Raw genomic sequence first — 14,703 nt, forward strand, 5'->3', positions numbered from 1 at the left:
CTGTGTTGGAATAAATTTTTATTCTGGGAAAACGAATTTATATTGATGGAAGAAGTTCTAAGTTCGAGTCTATATACTCAACAAGTGAAAAAGTTATATAAAGTCGGAGAGTTGTTGGGCCTTGATAATGAAACTTTAGAGACACTTTCTCAGCCCGAGAGAATAATTCAAGTTAAGATACAAATTAGGGGTTCTGACGGTAAATTAAAGACATTTATGGGGTGGAGGAGTCAACACAACTCCGCCCTAGGTCCCTATAAGGGAGGAGTGAGATATCATCCTAATGTTACGCAAGATGAGGTAGAAGCACTATCTATGATAATGACGTGGAAGAACTCGTTATTGTTATTGCCATATGGAGGAGGAAAGGGTGGAGTTAGAGTAGACCCCAAAAAGTTAACTAGGGAAGAATTAGAACAATTATCCAGAAAGTACATTCAAGCTATTTATAAATATTTGGGTAGTGAATTGGATATCCCAGCCCCAGATGTAAATACAGATTCACAAACCATGGCTTGGTTCCTGGATGAGTACATAAAGATAACCGGAAAAGTTGATTTCGCAGTGTTCACTGGGAAGCCGGTAGAGCTGGGTGGAATAGGGGTTAGGTTATATAGTACTGGACTTGGAGTTGCTACCATAGCTAAGGAAGCTGCAAATAAGTTTATAGGAGGGGTTGAGGAGGCTAGAGTCATAATTCAAGGTTTTGGAAATGTTGGGTATTATGCAGGTAAGTTCCTAAGTGAAATGGGAGCTAAAATAGTTGGAGTTAGCGATTCTAAAGGTGGAGTAATTAATGAGAAAGGAATAGATGTTGGAAAGGCTATTGAGATAAAGGAGAAAACTGGAAGTGTGATAAATTATCCTGAGGGAAGGAAGGTAACCAATGAGGAATTGTTAATATCGGATTGTGATATATTAATTCCAGCTGCCCTTGAAAACGTCATAAACAAGTTCAATGCTCCGAAGGTTAAGGCAAAGCTTATTGTAGAAGGTGCAAATGGTCCGTTGACAGCAGATGCTGATGAAATAATGAGACAGAGGGGAATAGCAGTTGTACCAGATATACTCGCCAATGCTGGTGGAGTTGTTGGGAGTTATGTGGAATGGGCTAATAATAAAATGGGAGAGATAATAAGCGATGAGGAAGCTAAGAAACTTATAGTCGATAGAATGAATAATGCCTTCAATACGCTATATGATTATCATCAGAAGAAGCTAGAAGATCATGACCTAAGAACTGCTGCAATGGCATTGGCAGTAGACAGAGTAGTAAGAGCTATGAAAGCTAGGGGCATATTATAACACTCTTTTTTATCCTTATCTCTTTCCTTTTACTCGTAACCTACTATTAAAAGTCTGTCCTTAAGCTTATAAGAATAAAGAATTGTAAAATTAAAGCTACTTTTAGCCATGGATATAAGTTCGTCTTTTACTTTATCGTTGTTTATATCAGCTGGCACTATCACTACGTAATACTTAGCAAACGGTATAAAGGTTTTGAAAAATTTTTGGGCATCAACTATCAGACCGGGACTAACGTACTTAACGAATTTCACACTTCCACTTTTACCTATCATTTCAATTAAGTTATCCTCAATGTATTCTGATAACTTATCAATTGGAAAAGCCGTCATTGCATATACAATAATTTTCTACAGTAATAAGCATTTATGTATAATCCATGATTAGGAATATGTATAATTTATACAATTTGTAGTGCAATCCTTAAATAGAAAAAATAAGTAGAAAGTTTACGCATGCTGCCCTGCCTTAATTACGTAATTTCTGGTGAATAGAGCCACTATAAGATTTAGGAACATTATACCAACTGCAGCAGTATACATGTAATGAAAAGCTGAATAAGACGGCACTTGAGCTACTGGTACAATTTGGTTATTAAAGTCATATATTATCCAAGTAGTATAAGTGTCCATAAACACAGTTGAGATTACTGGACCAATTGAACTTCCGATGGTTCTTATTAAAGTGTTCATACCTATTCCTATTCCCCTTTGCTCCTCTGGTAAAGATACGGCAACCATGTTAACTAATGGAATCATAATATTGACTAATCCTACAGCAGTTATCATGACATCAACTACCACCTCATATATGCTATACCTAAAAGTATCTAGAAGTAAATAGCCAACAATGCTAATTATAGAACCTATCATAAGTAATGGCTTAGGACCAATATTGTTAATTAACCTACCTACTATTGGTCCAACAATCATCATCACTAATGCTACCGGTGCCATTAAGAGCCCAGACTCTATTATTGATAAGCCTAGTCCATAAGGCTTAGGCAATTGAAGATAGTAAACTAGTCCCGTAAACATTAAAAACATTCCAGCTCCAGATATTAACCCAGCTATATTTGCGACCATTATATTCCTTATTCTAAATAGATCAAGTCTCATCAAGGGTTCGTTGGTTCTTCCCTCTACCCATAAAAATATGGGAAATGCTATTATTGAAATTACAATTAATAAGAATTGACTAGTTGAAGTCCAACCGACGTTAGGACCGTTAGATAAGTATACTAATAACGGAACCACTGTTAACATAAGGAACGTAGCTCCTAAATAATCTATCTTCTCCTTAGTCTTCTGGGGTATTTCGACTATGTACTTTGCGGAAACTATTACCAAAATTATCGATAATATAAACGCAGTATGAAATGCATAAGGCCATCCCAGATCTTGAACTATATAGGAACCAACTAATAGTCCTAAGGCTGGGCCGGCTGCAAGTGTAGCACTTAAAATACCTTGAGCCCAGGCTACTCTCTCTTTGGGAAATAGGTCAGTTATAATCGCTATCGCAAGAGGAAACGTTGCATAACCTAATCCTTGAATCGCCCTAGCGAAAATTAAAAAGTAGATGTTTGTTGAGAACCCAGCTAATAATACGGCTAGCGAATAAAAGCCAATAGATAAGAGATAAACTTTCTTCTTTCCATACCTATCACCTAGCTTTCCAAAAAGCGGCGATGCAATTGCACCAACTATAAGATAAGCTGATGTAACCCACGCAACAGTTGTTGCTGTGGTAGAGAACTGATCTTCAATTTTCGGTAACGCAGGTATAACCATTGTCTCTACGTAATTTACTAAAGTTAGCATGAGAGTGAGGGTAATTAAAGTACGCATGGTTCCTTTTGGATCCATAGAGTAAAGAACATTGTAAAGGCAAATAAATTTTTCGATATATCTTTTTCAATAGACGTTGAGAAATAGCTTACAAAAATGTGAAAAGATAGCTTTTAGGAGTTTAAGAAGCTAGATAGAATTTCCCAGTAAGAAATAGTCTAGTCGTAAGTCTCCATTATTACTAGAAACAACTAAAGAAGTTAAATTAATATATAACTTTAAACAGATTATACATGATGAAGAAGTTGAGTGTTAAAGAACTTGGAGACTATCTTGACGATGACTTATTAAAGCTTTTAAATAAAGAAGATATAAGACATATATACCTTATAAACGTGAAACTTATATCGAACTTCGAAAAATTCTTTACCACGTTCCTTCCGGATAGTATAAAATATTTCGTAGTAATCTCTTCTGATTTGCCGATTAAGCTAATTAAGGAGAGTTTAGCTAGGGCTAAGGACGCTTTAGAAGTCTCTTGCTATATCTCATCAAAGTTACCCCCGAAATCAATGATAGTAATCGGATTAAAATCGGTAAGTAAGAAAGAAGAAGTAAAGGAACCTTCCAGTTCCCTTGCCTAATCTTTTTTCCTTATTTTTTCTTCTTCCTATTTTGCAAAAGTATATATAGACCTAATGAAAATATTGCAACTAACACCATCACAATAACCCTATTATTATAAAAAGTGTTTAAGGTTAATGATGACGAATAAGTAGGTATTAATGAGATATTTGTAAGGCTTTTATCAAAATTGCCATTATCGTTAACTTGTACAGAGCTTATAGTAATATTTGCATAATAACTTCCATTATAAATTATTAAAAATGTACTGTTAATAATATAATAAGGTGCTATTATTTCAGAGAAATTCGTGCCATTCTTTATTGCTAATAATCCCCCAATTGTTTGAGGCTCTATTGTAAAATTCTTTACACTTATTATAAATTTTATACCAATCGTGGAGTTCTCAACATCTTGAACTAACGGAAAATTCTGGTTTACGTTAACGCGTATTATGTAATTGCCCAACATAAACGTTTTCGAAATTACTGCAATAATTGCTAGTATTAGAAGTAATAAAAATCTCATTATTGTTTCTACACTTTACTCCCCTTAATATAAGTTTTTTTAATATCCCAAGATTAATGAAAATTATGGATATAATAGAACTCCTTAAATTCGAACATGGTGTATTTAGGATAAGATTCTATTTTTTAGAAAAAATTGGCGATTTCTGGCAGGAATTGGAAGCCCTACATAACTTTATAGTTAATGTTCACGCTAAGATGGAGGACTTATACGTCTTTAAGGATATACCAGAAGCCAGGCCTTATTCGAATGATCATAAACTAATTGAGAAGTATGGGGACTCAATAATAAAGGAGAAGAGAAAAGATTGGGTACCCAGATATGTGAAGATAGTGTTAGATCATAACTTAAATGAGGAGAAATATATCTTTCCTAAGGTAAAGGAGAAAAAAGATCTAGTCTTGGATATAATTGAACAATATGGTTTTGAAAATTATCAAAAAGCCACTGGTATAGATATAAGAAATTTCTAAATGTTATAGACAAAATTGCACGTCATGCATCTATACAGCCTTTTCTTTTTATTAAGCAATATAGCTCTTACTGAACCACATCTAGGACAGAGTGAGATAGCAACTCTACCTTCTATGGTTTCGCCATCTGCAATTATTGTCTTATCATTTTCATGAGCTACATTCTCCTTTAATATTACTTTCTCTACATCATGATCAGAATACCCACACTTACTACAAACCATTTTGTTACCTTTTACCTTCAAGAAAGAACCACATTTAGGGCAAAAACGCATATCTAGAAATGAGTCTTTTAATCATAAAAGCTTGCGGCTAACATACTAACTCCGGGCCAAGGTGTGTCATATCCTAAAATCTCAGCCCTCTTCGGTTTAACAAACCCTAAGAGTATGTATAGAGTGTTTAAATTTCCTTCAGGCATAGCAGTTTGATATTCCTTAGGATATAGCTCGTTAATTCTTAATATTTTGTCAAATTCGCCAGATTTTATCATATCCATTAGTATGATATCGAAGTTTGTAGGTTTAGGAGTTATCTTGAAGTAGAATAGGTCTAGTCTGTGAGTTGGTGAACCTGTAGCTAGGAATAATACTTTTCTTCCTAATTTCTCTACCGCGTTTCTAATCTTTTCACCTATAGCATAGTGTGATTCTGGGCTATTGTCGGTAATGGATATTGTTACTACTTTTGGCTTATACTCGGGAAACATGAATAAAAGGGGAATCCACGCACCATGATCTAAACCCCATCTGTTATCCTCTTTTATGATTCCATCGGAAGCCATTACAATTTCGTTTACTAGTTCTACATCATTATATGCCTCATAACAATATTTGTAGGTCTCTTCTGGGAAACCGTAATAGTCTTGTATACACTCTAATTTCTCACTGTTTTCTATATAATAATCCCCAGACCATGATATAAAATGAGGACTAGATACGATTATTGTATCTGGCTTATATTTTTCCATAACATCCTTTCCTATATTTCTGAGTAGATCCTTCCACTTATTTTCCTCAGTAAGGATAGTAGGGGAACCATGAGATATAAATAACCCAACTGTCATCATCATATCCTCTCACTAAGTTAAAATAAAAATCTAAGTTAACTTATGGTAACCAAGACTGAATCTTTTTATGTTCATATATGCTTGTTTTCCTTATCCTATTTTTCCAATTTTTATCACAAATATTTATAAATTTTGCTATATATTGTTGTGAAGACGTTAGTTTTCATATCTCCAGTTAGCGTTTATAGGAAAATCGTTACACTTTTACGTTACGTTAAAAATATATAATGAATCTTTCCTGGTTAGATGAAAAATGTTTATTGATAAGCTATAATATTAAGAAGTACAATGAAAGATATTTATAAATACATGGATAAATATTTTGACTTTTTATGATAATGGAATATCCTAAAACTACTACTCCAGTCTTAAGGAAAATGTGGATAACAATTTCATTCCTTTGAAACTTAGTTTAAATTGCCCTAATCACTTTCGGCAAATGCGTTTAATTCTACAAAACTTTTGAAGAAGATCATAATTATTGAATCTTTCCATTGTCAACATCTGAATCTTATGTTGAATTTAGAGCAAATTAAGACTTAATCTAATTTGAAATTCTTACATTTTTATCGTAACTGTATAGTGATATTCGTCAGAAAATCTTTAATTAGGGAAAGATGAAATATTTTGAGATTTCTGGAAAGTTTCTAATCCCCCTTAATAGTTTTTCATCTGCAGTTAATATTACGTCTCCTACTTTCTTTGCCAAAGCTATTAATGAAGCGTCATAAGTTGTTAAGCTATACTTTAAGCTAATCTCATAAGCAGTCCAAGTTAATTCCTTTCCACTTACTATCTTACAAAGATCAATATAAGATAAAGCCCTAAGTAATATCTCATCTGCTTTCTCTCTACTTAGTTCATTCCTCACTATCCTTTTACGAATTACGTTAGGGAATTCATAAAATATTAGATCAAGAAAGTAACATTCCTCAACTCTTTCAATCTCTCTCCTTATAAAATCGGTCATTTTCTCTGGAAAGTAAATTGCAAATAGGGCAGAAGTATCAATGATAGCCATCTCTATCTTCTCTTACAAGTTCTGCTGAGGGCGAATAATATCCATGAGATTTTAAGAGTTCCTCTCTAATCCCGTTTGCCTCTCTTAATTCTCTCCTCATTTTTTCCTTCCTCACGACCTCCTCTAAATACCTTCTAACTAGCTCCGGATAATCTATTCCTAGCTCCTCTAACTCCTTCTTTAACCTCTCGTCAACTCTTATCGATATAACAGTGCTAGTCATAGTGTTTTCTTTTATTGTAAACATTTAAAGTTTACCCAACATTATTGGTGTAAAGAGAGATGCCAATCTCCTAACCTTGGAAGGATCGTGATGAATACCTGACTCATCCGTGAAAAACACCTTAACACCCTTCTTAATAACACCCTTTAACCTCTCCCTCAAGATGTTATCTGCGTTAAAGGGCCTCTTCTTGTTATATGGTTTTATGTAGGGGATTTTCAATCTCTTTCTAGCTATTCTCCAAGCTGTTACATGGCTTAATTTAACGTCAGTATGGGAATCTCATTTTTTGCGTAAAAAACGAGATGAATGAAATTCAGAAAAATCTAATTTTTGCTAATTTTTTGTAGAAAAGTTTGTATAAGCGAGGGCGGACCTAACTATATGCCACAAACTAAAGGTGTTAAGCAAGCTAATAGGGACTTAGTCAAGTCCGCCCTCAAATACAATACTAGCTCAAATACTTTTCCCTTATGAACTTGAACAACTACTGAGAACCCTGAAGTGGAGGTGGGCTAAGCTCCTCATCGAGCTTTAAGCCCAAAACGGCCTCACCCAGTCAGATCTGTATTACACAGGTCTGACTAATATGTTTTATATAAGGGCTGAATCCTTTCTCACGTTAATAGAAATCTTTTTATATTTATTTATTATCAACCAATTTTGTGGAGAGACTACTGAGACCTAAGGAGGCTTGCCAACTACTCGGCATTTCATACTCAACACTCCTACGGTGGATTAGAGAAGGAAAAATAAGGGTAGTAACGACTGAAGGAGGGAAGTATAGGATACCTTACAGCGAGATTAAGAAGTACTTAGAGAAGAGGGAGGAAACAAGAGCTGTAATTTATGCAAGGGTCTCCTCTACCGATCAGAGAGAAGACTTGGAAAGACAAATAAACTACCTAACGAACTACGCAACGGCAAAGGGTTACAAGGTAGTTGAAGTACTGAAAGATATAGCTAGCGGGTTGAACACACAAAGGAAAGGATTGCTTAAGTTATTCAAACTTGTTGAGGGGAGGAGTGTCGACATCGTATTAATAACATACAAAGACAGACTTACAAGATTTGGATTTGAGTACATTGAGGAGTTCTTCTCAACCATGGGAGTTAAGATTGAAGTAGTTTTTGGTGAGGAGCCCAAAGATGACGCACAAGAGCTAGTTGAGGACTTAATCTCAATCATTACCTCATTCGCTGGGAAAATTTACGGTATGAGGAGTCACAAGAAAACACTCCTAGTTCAAGGTGTAAAAAAGTTGATAGGTGAGTTAAGTGGAGAGGACAGTGAAGTTAAGGGTTAAGGTTGATTATAAAACTTACTCAGCACTTAAGGAGGTCGAGAAGGAGTACAGAGAGGTTCTAGAGGAGGCAATAAATTATGGGCTGTCAAACAAAACTACCTCCTTCACCAGGATTAAAGCGGGAGTTTACAAGACTGAGAGGGAGAAGCATAAGGACTTACCCTCCCATTATATTTACACAGCTTGTGAGGATGCAAGCGAGAGATTAGACAGTTTTGAGAAGTTGAAGAGGAGAGGGAGGAGTTACACTGAGAAACCGTCAGTGAGGAGAGTTACTATTCACCTCGACGATCATCTGTGGAAGTTCAACCTTGATAGGATTTCAATTTCCACAAAGAGGAGTAGGATTCTCATTTCACCAACCTTCCCTAAGATCTTCTGGAGATATTATAACAAGGGCTGGAGGATTGCGAGTGAGGCCAGGTTTAAATTGTTGAAGGGGAATGTTGTAGAGTTCTACGTCATTTTTAAGAGAGATGAGCCTAAACCTTATGAACCTAAGGGTTTCATCTCAGTTGATCTAAATGAGAATTCAGTCTCTGTATTAGTTGATGGAAAACCGATGCTTTTAGAGACTAACACTAAGAGGATTACTCTGGGCTATGAGTATAGGAGGAAGGCAATAACTACTGGTAAGTCAACTAAGGATAGGGAAGTGAGGAGGAAGTTAAAGAGGCTGAGGGAGAGGAATAAGAAAGTAGACATTAGGAGGAAATTAGCTAAGCTGATCGTTAAAGAGGCTTTTGAAAGTAGGAGTGTCATAGTTTTAGAGGACTTGCCAAGGAGAACTCCGGAGCATATGATAAAGGACGTGAAAGACTCTCAGCTTAGGTTGAGGATTTATAGAGCAGCATTTTCCTCAATGAAGAATGCTATTATTGAGAAGGCTAGGGAGTTTGGTGTCCCCGTGGTCTTAGTTAATCCGTCTCACACTTCCACTGTTTGCCCAGTTCATGGAACTAAGATCGTTTACCAACTCGATGGGGGCGATGCCCCAAGGGTTGGTGTTTGTGAGAAGGGGAAGGAAAAGTGGCATAGGGATGTAGTTGCACTGTACAACTTAGCGAGGAGAGCTGGAGATGTGAGCCCCGTGCCGTTGGGCTCGAAGGAGTCCCATGACCCACCTAAAAGGTGGTTGAGGGCTAAGTCCCTACACTCGATCATGAATGATCATAAAATGATTGAAATGAAAGTGTAGGGACAAACGGGTTATTGTTCGTGTTTAGGAGTAATTATTTTAACTTATACTAGAATGAAGTGGTTGTGGAGAAGGATCTTTATAGGGTTGGAGAGGATTACGTGGAGGCTAGGATAATTGAAAGCTTATCTGACCTTCTCCTATCTCTTACTCTATGGAAGGAAGGATATACTAGGAACTCTGCGGAGAAAGCTTTTAGTGCGGTAAAAGCGTTATTAAGCGCTCTCATAGTAACTAATGAAGAGAAGTTAATTAATTTAGCTAAAGATGGAAAGGAAATGGATTAAAAAGAAGGCCCACATAGTGCCTACACACGCCATGTACGGTTTAGCACAAGTACTAAAGGATATAGGAATTGACGTTATAAGCCTTGTGAACTATGCTCTAAATCTTCACGATTATCATTATAATGGTTTTGAACCTGGCTTTAGTAGATATAGTAAAAAAGAGGAAGTATTTAGGGATTTAATTACGTTAGTAAAGGAGACTAGGAAAGTGATAGACATTTATTACTCTAAGTACGAAGTTAAGGAAATATTGGGAAAGATTAACGAGCTAATAAAGGAATTAACAGAAGGTAATAAATAAGAGAGTTCAGCCTTGAAACAGTTGCTCTGATCGCTTTATTACCCCTCCTAGCCATTAAGGAAATTTAGAAGAACTCATATTTAAATATAAGGGGGCTATACATTCCCGCTGGCGAGGCTTTTTGCACCTTAACGCCCAATTTTTGTAATTTTGAATAAATCTCAAATAAATGAAATTATTGACCATACTCTAGATTAATATATCTGAATTTTTTTTCCTTTCTAAGTATTAAGAATCTTATACGTTTTATAATATATCTTTTCATTTTAAGTTCTATACCATTGTTCTAGCTTTTTGAGATCTATAAACTCAGCCTCTTCATTAGTTTTTGAAAAGCTTTTTGCAAATATTATGTATTTTTTAACGTCTAGTCCTAAATCTTCAACTTTTCTTTTTAATTCGTAAAGTACTTTCTCCCCATTTATTCCTTCACTCCACTTACATTCACCAGCTATTCCATCTCCATATATATCTATTTCCACATCCTTAAACCAGAGCCTTTCTACCTTAACCTTATATACGTCCTCCACGTACTCTCTAGCTATTTTCTCAAAAATTCTCCCTAAGTATACGTTATACTCGTCCTCTTTTATCTCATAAATTCCTTCCTCTATTAAGCTTAAGTTTGGATAAATGAATGTGAACCAGAACAGTGTAAAATTATCCTTAATATAATACCTAGCACCCTTCTTCATCTTATAGGGGAACTCCTTTCCTATTATTCCTATTTTCTCAAGTTTATTTAAATATGAAGAAACGTCTCCACTTATTCTAACAAAGTCCTTTATTTCCCCTAACGTATTTTTGCCAGAAGAAATTGCGTGCAATATTTCCTTATACGTACCAATCTCAGAAAACTCGTATCTTAACATAAAGTCTATCTCATCTTTTATAAAAGAGTCAACTTCTTTTAATTCTGCATTGATCCACTTTAAGAATGGAGTTTTAGCCTTTGTGAGGTAAAAAGGCACTCCACCGGCAAAACCGTAAACGTGTATCGCATCAATTAGAGAGAAATTAAATCCTTTCAGATCTTTAAATTTGAGCTCTTTTAATTCGATAGACGCAGTCCTCCTACCGTAAAGAGGGCTTTTATAGGATATTGCGTCTTCCATCATGGAAATGGAAGAGCCAAGTAAAATTAGCTTAGTTTTACTACCTTTTAGAGTCTCATCAACAATTTTTTGGAAGGTTGATAATATGCTCTCATCCTCTTTTATCATATACGGAAATTCATCTATTATGATAATCTTATCTCTCAAATAGTGAAAAATTGCCTCCCAATCTTCCTTTACGTATTTTATGTCTTCGTATTTACTTTCCGTCAATTCCTTGAATTTTCTTAAATTGTTTTTTTCTGTAGCTAAATAATATATGAAATCATAACCATTAACAGCGTTTATGATGAGGAAAGTCTTTCCTATTCTTCTCCTTCCGTAAATTATTATAAGCTCTAAATCATTTGATGAAAGCCTTTTCTTCAAGGCTTGTAACTCTCTTTCTCTATTTACCATATTCATAAATATCATATTCTAAAATATGATATTTAAAATTATGCTTAACGTCTAAGAATAGTAAATGAACAGTAGTTCACGGAAATTTCCTTACCATAAAAAATTATAATATTCGCTCATGAGGGGTCATTCATGCATCCTTTGCGAATTCAGTTTATTTAAAGAATCGTAATGAATTTAATCAAATACCACCCCACTGACTAGGTGGAGATCCACGCTCAGCAGTTTACTTTGTTATAGTCTTTTTCATAATAGCTGCAACGGGGGCTAAAAGGGAGTTAAATCTAGTGTTAGTAATGGAAGCTGTTGGGCTGAGTGTGCTAAGGACCTTAAAAAGGGAGATAAGGAAGCTAATTAGCAAGAAGCCCAAGAACCTAAACGAGACAAAAGCTAGGGCAATACTACTACACTTGGAAGGAATGAAAATTAGCGAAATAGCTAAAATACTACAAGTTCACAAAAGCACAGTATATAGATGGATCAACGAATTCGAAAAGGAGGGAGAAAAATGCCTATTCTACAAGCAAAGAAAAGGAAGAAAAAAGAAGGTAAACGAGAGGGAAATAAAGGTAGAAGAAATACAAGGAAAAACCATATGGGAAGCAAAAACATAGAGGAGAAGTTCAACGTGAAGATAAGCTACAGCTTGGAGAATAGCGAGAAAAAGACTGAAAATACCCTACATAAAACCCTACAAGATCAACAAGAAGAGACCAATAGATGCTGACTTAGGGAGAGGTTGAAGGGCGTTATTAAGAAGGGCGTAAAAGTGTTTTTCATGGACGAGTCTGGTATTAGTCATGATCCGTCTAGGGTTTGTATGTTGTTAGGGCTGATTATCCAAGTGTTAATATTCTAGCTTGTATTCCCTTGTTTGATGGTAAGCCTTGTTTTATGCTCATAATGTTGATTTTAGGGTTTTCGCTGATTTTCTTTACTTGCTTAGGGTTAGGAATTCTGGTAATGTCGTGTTGATTCTTGATAATGCTAGCTTTCACAAGTCTTCTTATGTTCTCGCTACTGCTTCTAGGCTTAACATTAATTTGCTCTTCTTGCCTCCCTATTCCTTGGATTTGAATCGTATTGAGTTTGGAAGGATTTGAAGCGTTGGGTTAATACTTATTATAACTTGGATTATGTTCTGGAGTTTATTGAGGATGAATTCTATTATTTGGTTTTTCAAGGTAATTACACTGGTTATTGGATTAACAAGTTTCACGATGTGCTTGAGGACCCTGAGGAAGATAGAAGTGGGGAGAAATTTTCTTCTATTTTGTTTATTATCTATTATCAAGTTTAATTTCACAATAATATAAGCTTTTCCCAATGTTTTTCTATATTTTGTTTTAAGAAAAGTATAAGCTCGTTGCATCTATTATGAAAAAGAACTCTGGTACTATAACTCAGAAACAGATATCTTAACAATTTTTTCTATGAGATCCCTCTTTTTCAATATGTCCTTATCGAAAGTGATAAAAGATTTCGCATTAAGTAATAGAGCTGAAGATATCTGAAGAACATCTAGTGTCTTTAGTTGCAATTTAGTGGAGAGCTCTAATGACTTTCTAAATAGCCTGTTCATATCTAGTTCGACAACCTTAACGTTACTGACTTTAAGTGCGTATTTTGTTGAGGCTTCTGCCAGAATTTCGTCCTTTAACTTTCTTGAGAAAAAGGAATACAGTTCTAGTACTGTAACCTCTGATGTCATTAGATCGTTAATTTCCCTAATTTTTAAGGCCTTGTTATAGTTCACATCTTGTTCCACAAAAGAAATTATGACGTTAGTATCAACAAATATGCTCATACTCTTTCTTCCCTTAAATCTGAAGTGTCTAAACCCTTATACGGGAAACCGTCCTTAAGCCACTTATTTATCAGTTCCTCAACTTTCTCCTCTTTGTTTATCCATTTCTCGATCTCATTTCTACCATACTCTATTAGCAAGTTTACGGCCTCGTTTTTGGTTTTAGCAATGCCTAAACTTATCATCTTTTCTATTAATTCTGAAATACGCTTGTCCACTTTAATCGTTATTACTACTGACATATAATATATTATATAGGTATACCAATATAAGTTTTTGTCTAACTAGCTACTTTGTTGATATCTTCAATTTATTTCATAAGTATGATACAACGTAAGGAGAATTTTTCAGTAATTAATATTTATTTCAACGTTATTATCAAACTCATACCCCTCTACCCGGTAGCCCCAGCCTCTCTCTCACTCTTAAGCGAATAACCGTAAGCTACAATCAAGTTACTACCTAAGTCACTTTCAACTGAGAAAGACCTTTTGCTCAAGGTCGATAAAGTATTTCCATGGGAAACGTTTAGGGGTAAACTTGAGTCACCTTACTCCAAGAAACCCAAGTGGGACGTTATATTACTCCTCAAAGTCCTATTAATCAAGTTCGTCTACGAAATCTCTTGGTTAGAGGGAGAAATTAGGGATAGCAAAATGTTTATGAAATTCTTAGGTGGGAAAGTCCACCAAAAAAGCATTCTTCTTCTACAAGAAACAGTTGTTGATGAGGGGGAGAGAATGTGGACAACTCTAATGACTCAACAAGGCCTTAGACAAGGTGATTAACGAGTATAGGGAGAAGGGTTTCGAACTTGGGGTAGGAAGAGAAAAAACGACAAATTCGAGAACTATTACATAATTGATACATTCTTCCGCGAGGGAAAGAGGAGTTTTCAAACCGGTCTAGAGAAGATCTCACTTGACCTTGATGAGATGAAATTTAACGACGATTTTCTCCTCATGAGTTATAGTGTTTCTAAGCTCAAGTACTTTACAAGCTTTAGTATAAGGGTGGTTGGGGTAGGAAGCATGGTAAGTCATACTTTGGTTTTAAGGTTTGTTGAAAGGAGGACTAATTTTGTTTAAGGTTGGGTTGGCTAATTTGAGTGATTTGGCCTTTTCCTTTGATGGTTTTAAGCTCTTGGCTGATAGGGCTTCTAGGAAGAACATCTTGGTTAAGGGCGTTAGTTCTGCTAGGCTTCCGGTTGAGGGATCAAGATTAGGGAAGGTAAGGCTTCAACAACGACTTTGAAG

18 protein-coding genes and 3 pseudogenes are annotated in these 14,703 nt (G+C 35.4%); 10 read left to right on the forward strand and 11 right to left on the reverse strand.

Features of this window, described 5'->3' with window-relative positions:
* The first annotated feature begins 45 nt into the window (after window positions 1-45).
* A complete protein-coding gene (locus tag SSOP1_RS09650) occupies window positions 46-1,305 on the forward strand; it encodes a Glu/Leu/Phe/Val family dehydrogenase (protein WP_009988997.1) in 1,260 nt (419 codons plus the stop codon).
* Between the two features lie 29 nt (window positions 1,306-1,334).
* Here the strand turns inward: SSOP1_RS09650 and SSOP1_RS09655 are convergent, their stop codons facing one another.
* Both SSOP1_RS09655 and SSOP1_RS09660 read right to left on the reverse strand, forming a co-directional pair.
* A complete protein-coding gene (locus SSOP1_RS09655; RefSeq protein WP_009988998.1) occupies window positions 1,335-1,637 on the reverse strand; it encodes a DUF4898 domain-containing protein in 303 nt (100 codons plus the stop codon).
* Window positions 1,638-1,754: 117 nt separating this feature from the next.
* Window positions 1,755-3,173 carry an MFS transporter gene (locus SSOP1_RS09660; RefSeq protein WP_009988999.1) on the reverse strand — a complete coding sequence of 473 codons (1,419 nt, stop codon included), beginning with the start codon at window positions 3,171-3,173 and terminating at the stop codon, window positions 1,755-1,757.
* A 215-nt stretch (window positions 3,174-3,388) separates the two neighbouring features.
* Here SSOP1_RS09660 and SSOP1_RS09665 point away from each other — a divergent pair, with 215 nt between their 5' ends.
* Window positions 3,389-3,739 (forward strand): DUF4898 domain-containing protein, encoded by a 351-nt coding sequence (locus SSOP1_RS09665; protein ID WP_010923645.1) that lies wholly within the window; start codon window positions 3,389-3,391, stop codon window positions 3,737-3,739.
* A gap of 10 nt (window positions 3,740-3,749) precedes the next feature.
* Here SSOP1_RS09665 and SSOP1_RS09670 read toward each other — a convergent pair whose 3' ends face one another.
* Window positions 3,750-4,247: a hypothetical protein gene (locus SSOP1_RS09670; RefSeq protein ID WP_009989002.1), complete on the reverse strand. Its 498-nt coding sequence runs from the start codon at window positions 4,245-4,247 to the stop codon at window positions 3,750-3,752.
* Window positions 4,248-4,312: 65 nt separating this feature from the next.
* Here SSOP1_RS09670 and SSOP1_RS09675 point away from each other — a divergent pair, with 65 nt between their 5' ends.
* A complete protein-coding gene (locus SSOP1_RS09675) occupies window positions 4,313-4,720 on the forward strand; it encodes a hemerythrin (RefSeq protein WP_029552505.1) in 408 nt (135 codons plus the stop codon).
* Here the strand turns inward: SSOP1_RS09675 and tfs4 are convergent.
* From tfs4 to SSOP1_RS09700, 5 genes and pseudogenes are all read right to left on the reverse strand, one after another.
* Window positions 4,717-4,995: a transcription factor S4 gene (gene tfs4, locus SSOP1_RS09680; RefSeq protein ID WP_010923647.1), complete on the reverse strand. Its 279-nt coding sequence runs from the start codon at window positions 4,993-4,995 to the stop codon at window positions 4,717-4,719. The two genes, SSOP1_RS09675 and tfs4, sit on opposite strands and share 4 nt — an antisense overlap.
* A gap of 17 nt (window positions 4,996-5,012) precedes the next feature.
* A complete protein-coding gene (locus tag SSOP1_RS09685) occupies window positions 5,013-5,786 on the reverse strand; it encodes a DODA-type extradiol aromatic ring-opening family dioxygenase (protein ID WP_009989007.1) in 774 nt (257 codons plus the stop codon).
* A gap of 610 nt (window positions 5,787-6,396) precedes the next feature.
* Window positions 6,397-6,810: a type II toxin-antitoxin system VapC family toxin gene (locus SSOP1_RS09690; protein WP_009992973.1), complete on the reverse strand. Its 414-nt coding sequence runs from the start codon at window positions 6,808-6,810 to the stop codon at window positions 6,397-6,399.
* Window positions 6,797-7,033 (reverse strand): type II toxin-antitoxin system VapB family antitoxin, encoded by a 237-nt coding sequence (gene vapB, locus SSOP1_RS09695; protein ID WP_029552629.1) that lies wholly within the window; start codon window positions 7,031-7,033, stop codon window positions 6,797-6,799. Before vapB ends, SSOP1_RS09690 begins: the two co-directional genes overlap by 14 nt.
* 75 nt (window positions 7,034-7,108) lie before the next feature.
* Window positions 7,109-7,300, reverse strand: a pseudogene (locus SSOP1_RS09700) (IS630 family transposase); the annotation flags it as partial.
* Between the two features lie 398 nt (window positions 7,301-7,698).
* On the opposite strand from SSOP1_RS09700, the gene SSOP1_RS09705 reads away from it, so the two are divergent.
* The 3 genes and pseudogenes from SSOP1_RS09705 (at window position 7,699) to SSOP1_RS09715 (ending at window position 10,126) form a co-directional block, all read left to right on the forward strand.
* Window positions 7,699-8,340 carry an IS607-like element ISC1913 family transposase gene (locus SSOP1_RS09705; RefSeq protein ID WP_010923649.1) on the forward strand — a complete coding sequence of 214 codons (642 nt, stop codon included), beginning with the start codon at window positions 7,699-7,701 and terminating at the stop codon, window positions 8,338-8,340.
* Window positions 8,312-9,538, forward strand: a complete 1,227-nt coding sequence (locus SSOP1_RS09710) for an RNA-guided endonuclease InsQ/TnpB family protein (protein WP_010923650.1) — start codon at window positions 8,312-8,314, stop codon at window positions 9,536-9,538. The genes SSOP1_RS09705 and SSOP1_RS09710 overlap by 29 nt, the downstream gene beginning before the upstream one ends.
* A 65-nt stretch (window positions 9,539-9,603) precedes the next feature.
* Window positions 9,604-10,126, forward strand: a pseudogene (locus tag SSOP1_RS09715) (PaREP1 family protein).
* Between the two features lie 266 nt (window positions 10,127-10,392).
* Here the strand turns inward: SSOP1_RS09715 and SSOP1_RS09720 are convergent.
* Window positions 10,393-11,655 (reverse strand): ATP-binding protein, encoded by a 1,263-nt coding sequence (locus SSOP1_RS09720; RefSeq protein ID WP_009990344.1) that lies wholly within the window; start codon window positions 11,653-11,655, stop codon window positions 10,393-10,395.
* A 296-nt stretch (window positions 11,656-11,951) separates the two neighbouring features.
* On the opposite strand from SSOP1_RS09720, the pseudogene SSOP1_RS16535 reads away from it, so the two are divergent.
* Both SSOP1_RS16535 and SSOP1_RS17305 read left to right on the forward strand, forming a co-directional pair.
* Window positions 11,952-12,818: pseudogene (locus tag SSOP1_RS16535) on the forward strand (IS630 family transposase); the annotation flags it as partial.
* Window positions 12,770-12,940 (forward strand): hypothetical protein, encoded by a 171-nt coding sequence (locus tag SSOP1_RS17305; RefSeq protein WP_009990339.1) that lies wholly within the window; start codon window positions 12,770-12,772, stop codon window positions 12,938-12,940. The pseudogene SSOP1_RS16535 and the gene SSOP1_RS17305, both read left to right, overlap by 49 nt.
* 96 nt (window positions 12,941-13,036) lie before the next feature.
* Here SSOP1_RS17305 and SSOP1_RS09735 read toward each other — a convergent pair whose 3' ends face one another.
* Both SSOP1_RS09735 and SSOP1_RS09740 read right to left on the reverse strand, forming a co-directional pair.
* The gene (locus tag SSOP1_RS09735) at window positions 13,037-13,447 is read right to left on the reverse strand and encodes a type II toxin-antitoxin system VapC family toxin (RefSeq protein ID WP_009990338.1); all 411 of its coding nucleotides are present in this window, start codon (window positions 13,445-13,447) and stop codon (window positions 13,037-13,039) included.
* The gene (locus SSOP1_RS09740; protein ID WP_009990292.1) at window positions 13,444-13,689 is read right to left on the reverse strand and encodes a hypothetical protein; all 246 of its coding nucleotides are present in this window, start codon (window positions 13,687-13,689) and stop codon (window positions 13,444-13,446) included. Before SSOP1_RS09740 ends, SSOP1_RS09735 begins: the two co-directional genes overlap by 4 nt.
* Window positions 13,690-13,938: 249 nt before the next feature.
* Between SSOP1_RS09740 and SSOP1_RS09745 the strand changes: the two genes are divergently transcribed.
* A complete protein-coding gene (locus SSOP1_RS09745) occupies window positions 13,939-14,235 on the forward strand; it encodes a transposase (RefSeq protein WP_010923653.1) in 297 nt (98 codons plus the stop codon).
* 292 nt (window positions 14,236-14,527) lie between these two features.
* Window positions 14,528-14,701 (forward strand): hypothetical protein, encoded by a 174-nt coding sequence (locus SSOP1_RS17130; RefSeq protein ID WP_012713150.1) that lies wholly within the window; start codon window positions 14,528-14,530, stop codon window positions 14,699-14,701.
* Window positions 14,702-14,703: the final 2 nt, after the last annotated feature.

The organism is Saccharolobus solfataricus, assembly GCF_900079115.1.
Taxonomy (GTDB): domain Archaea; phylum Thermoproteota; class Thermoprotei_A; order Sulfolobales; family Sulfolobaceae; genus Saccharolobus; species Saccharolobus solfataricus.

Bases quoted from the DNA above. Each gene is read 5' to 3' on its own strand.
- SSOP1_RS09650 (WP_009988997.1), top strand. From the start codon at position 46: ATGGAAGAAGTTCTAAGTTCGAGTCTATATACTCAACAAGTGAAAAAG.
- SSOP1_RS09655 (WP_009988998.1), bottom strand. From the start codon at position 1,637: ATGACGGCTTTTCCAATTGATAAGTTATCAGAATACATTGAGGATAAC.
- SSOP1_RS09660 (WP_009988999.1), bottom strand. From the start codon at position 3,173: ATGGATCCAAAAGGAACCATGCGTACTTTAATTACCCTCACTCTCATG.
- SSOP1_RS09665 (WP_010923645.1), top strand. From the start codon at position 3,389: ATGATGAAGAAGTTGAGTGTTAAAGAACTTGGAGACTATCTTGACGAT.
- SSOP1_RS09670 (WP_009989002.1), bottom strand. From the start codon at position 4,247: ATGAGATTTTTATTACTTCTAATACTAGCAATTATTGCAGTAATTTCG.
- SSOP1_RS09675 (WP_029552505.1), top strand. From the start codon at position 4,313: ATGGATATAATAGAACTCCTTAAATTCGAACATGGTGTATTTAGGATA.
- tfs4 (WP_010923647.1), bottom strand. From the start codon at position 4,995: ATGCGTTTTTGCCCTAAATGTGGTTCTTTCTTGAAGGTAAAAGGTAAC.
- SSOP1_RS09685 (WP_009989007.1), bottom strand. From the start codon at position 5,786: ATGACAGTTGGGTTATTTATATCTCATGGTTCCCCTACTATCCTTACT.
- SSOP1_RS09690 (WP_009992973.1), bottom strand. From the start codon at position 6,810: ATGGCTATCATTGATACTTCTGCCCTATTTGCAATTTACTTTCCAGAG.
- vapB (WP_029552629.1), bottom strand. From the start codon at position 7,033: ATGACTAGCACTGTTATATCGATAAGAGTTGACGAGAGGTTAAAGAAG.
- SSOP1_RS09720 (WP_009990344.1), bottom strand. From the start codon at position 11,655: ATGATATTTATGAATATGGTAAATAGAGAAAGAGAGTTACAAGCCTTG.
- SSOP1_RS09735 (WP_009990338.1), bottom strand. From the start codon at position 13,447: ATGAGCATATTTGTTGATACTAACGTCATAATTTCTTTTGTGGAACAA.
- SSOP1_RS09740 (WP_009990292.1), bottom strand. From the start codon at position 13,689: ATGTCAGTAGTAATAACGATTAAAGTGGACAAGCGTATTTCAGAATTA.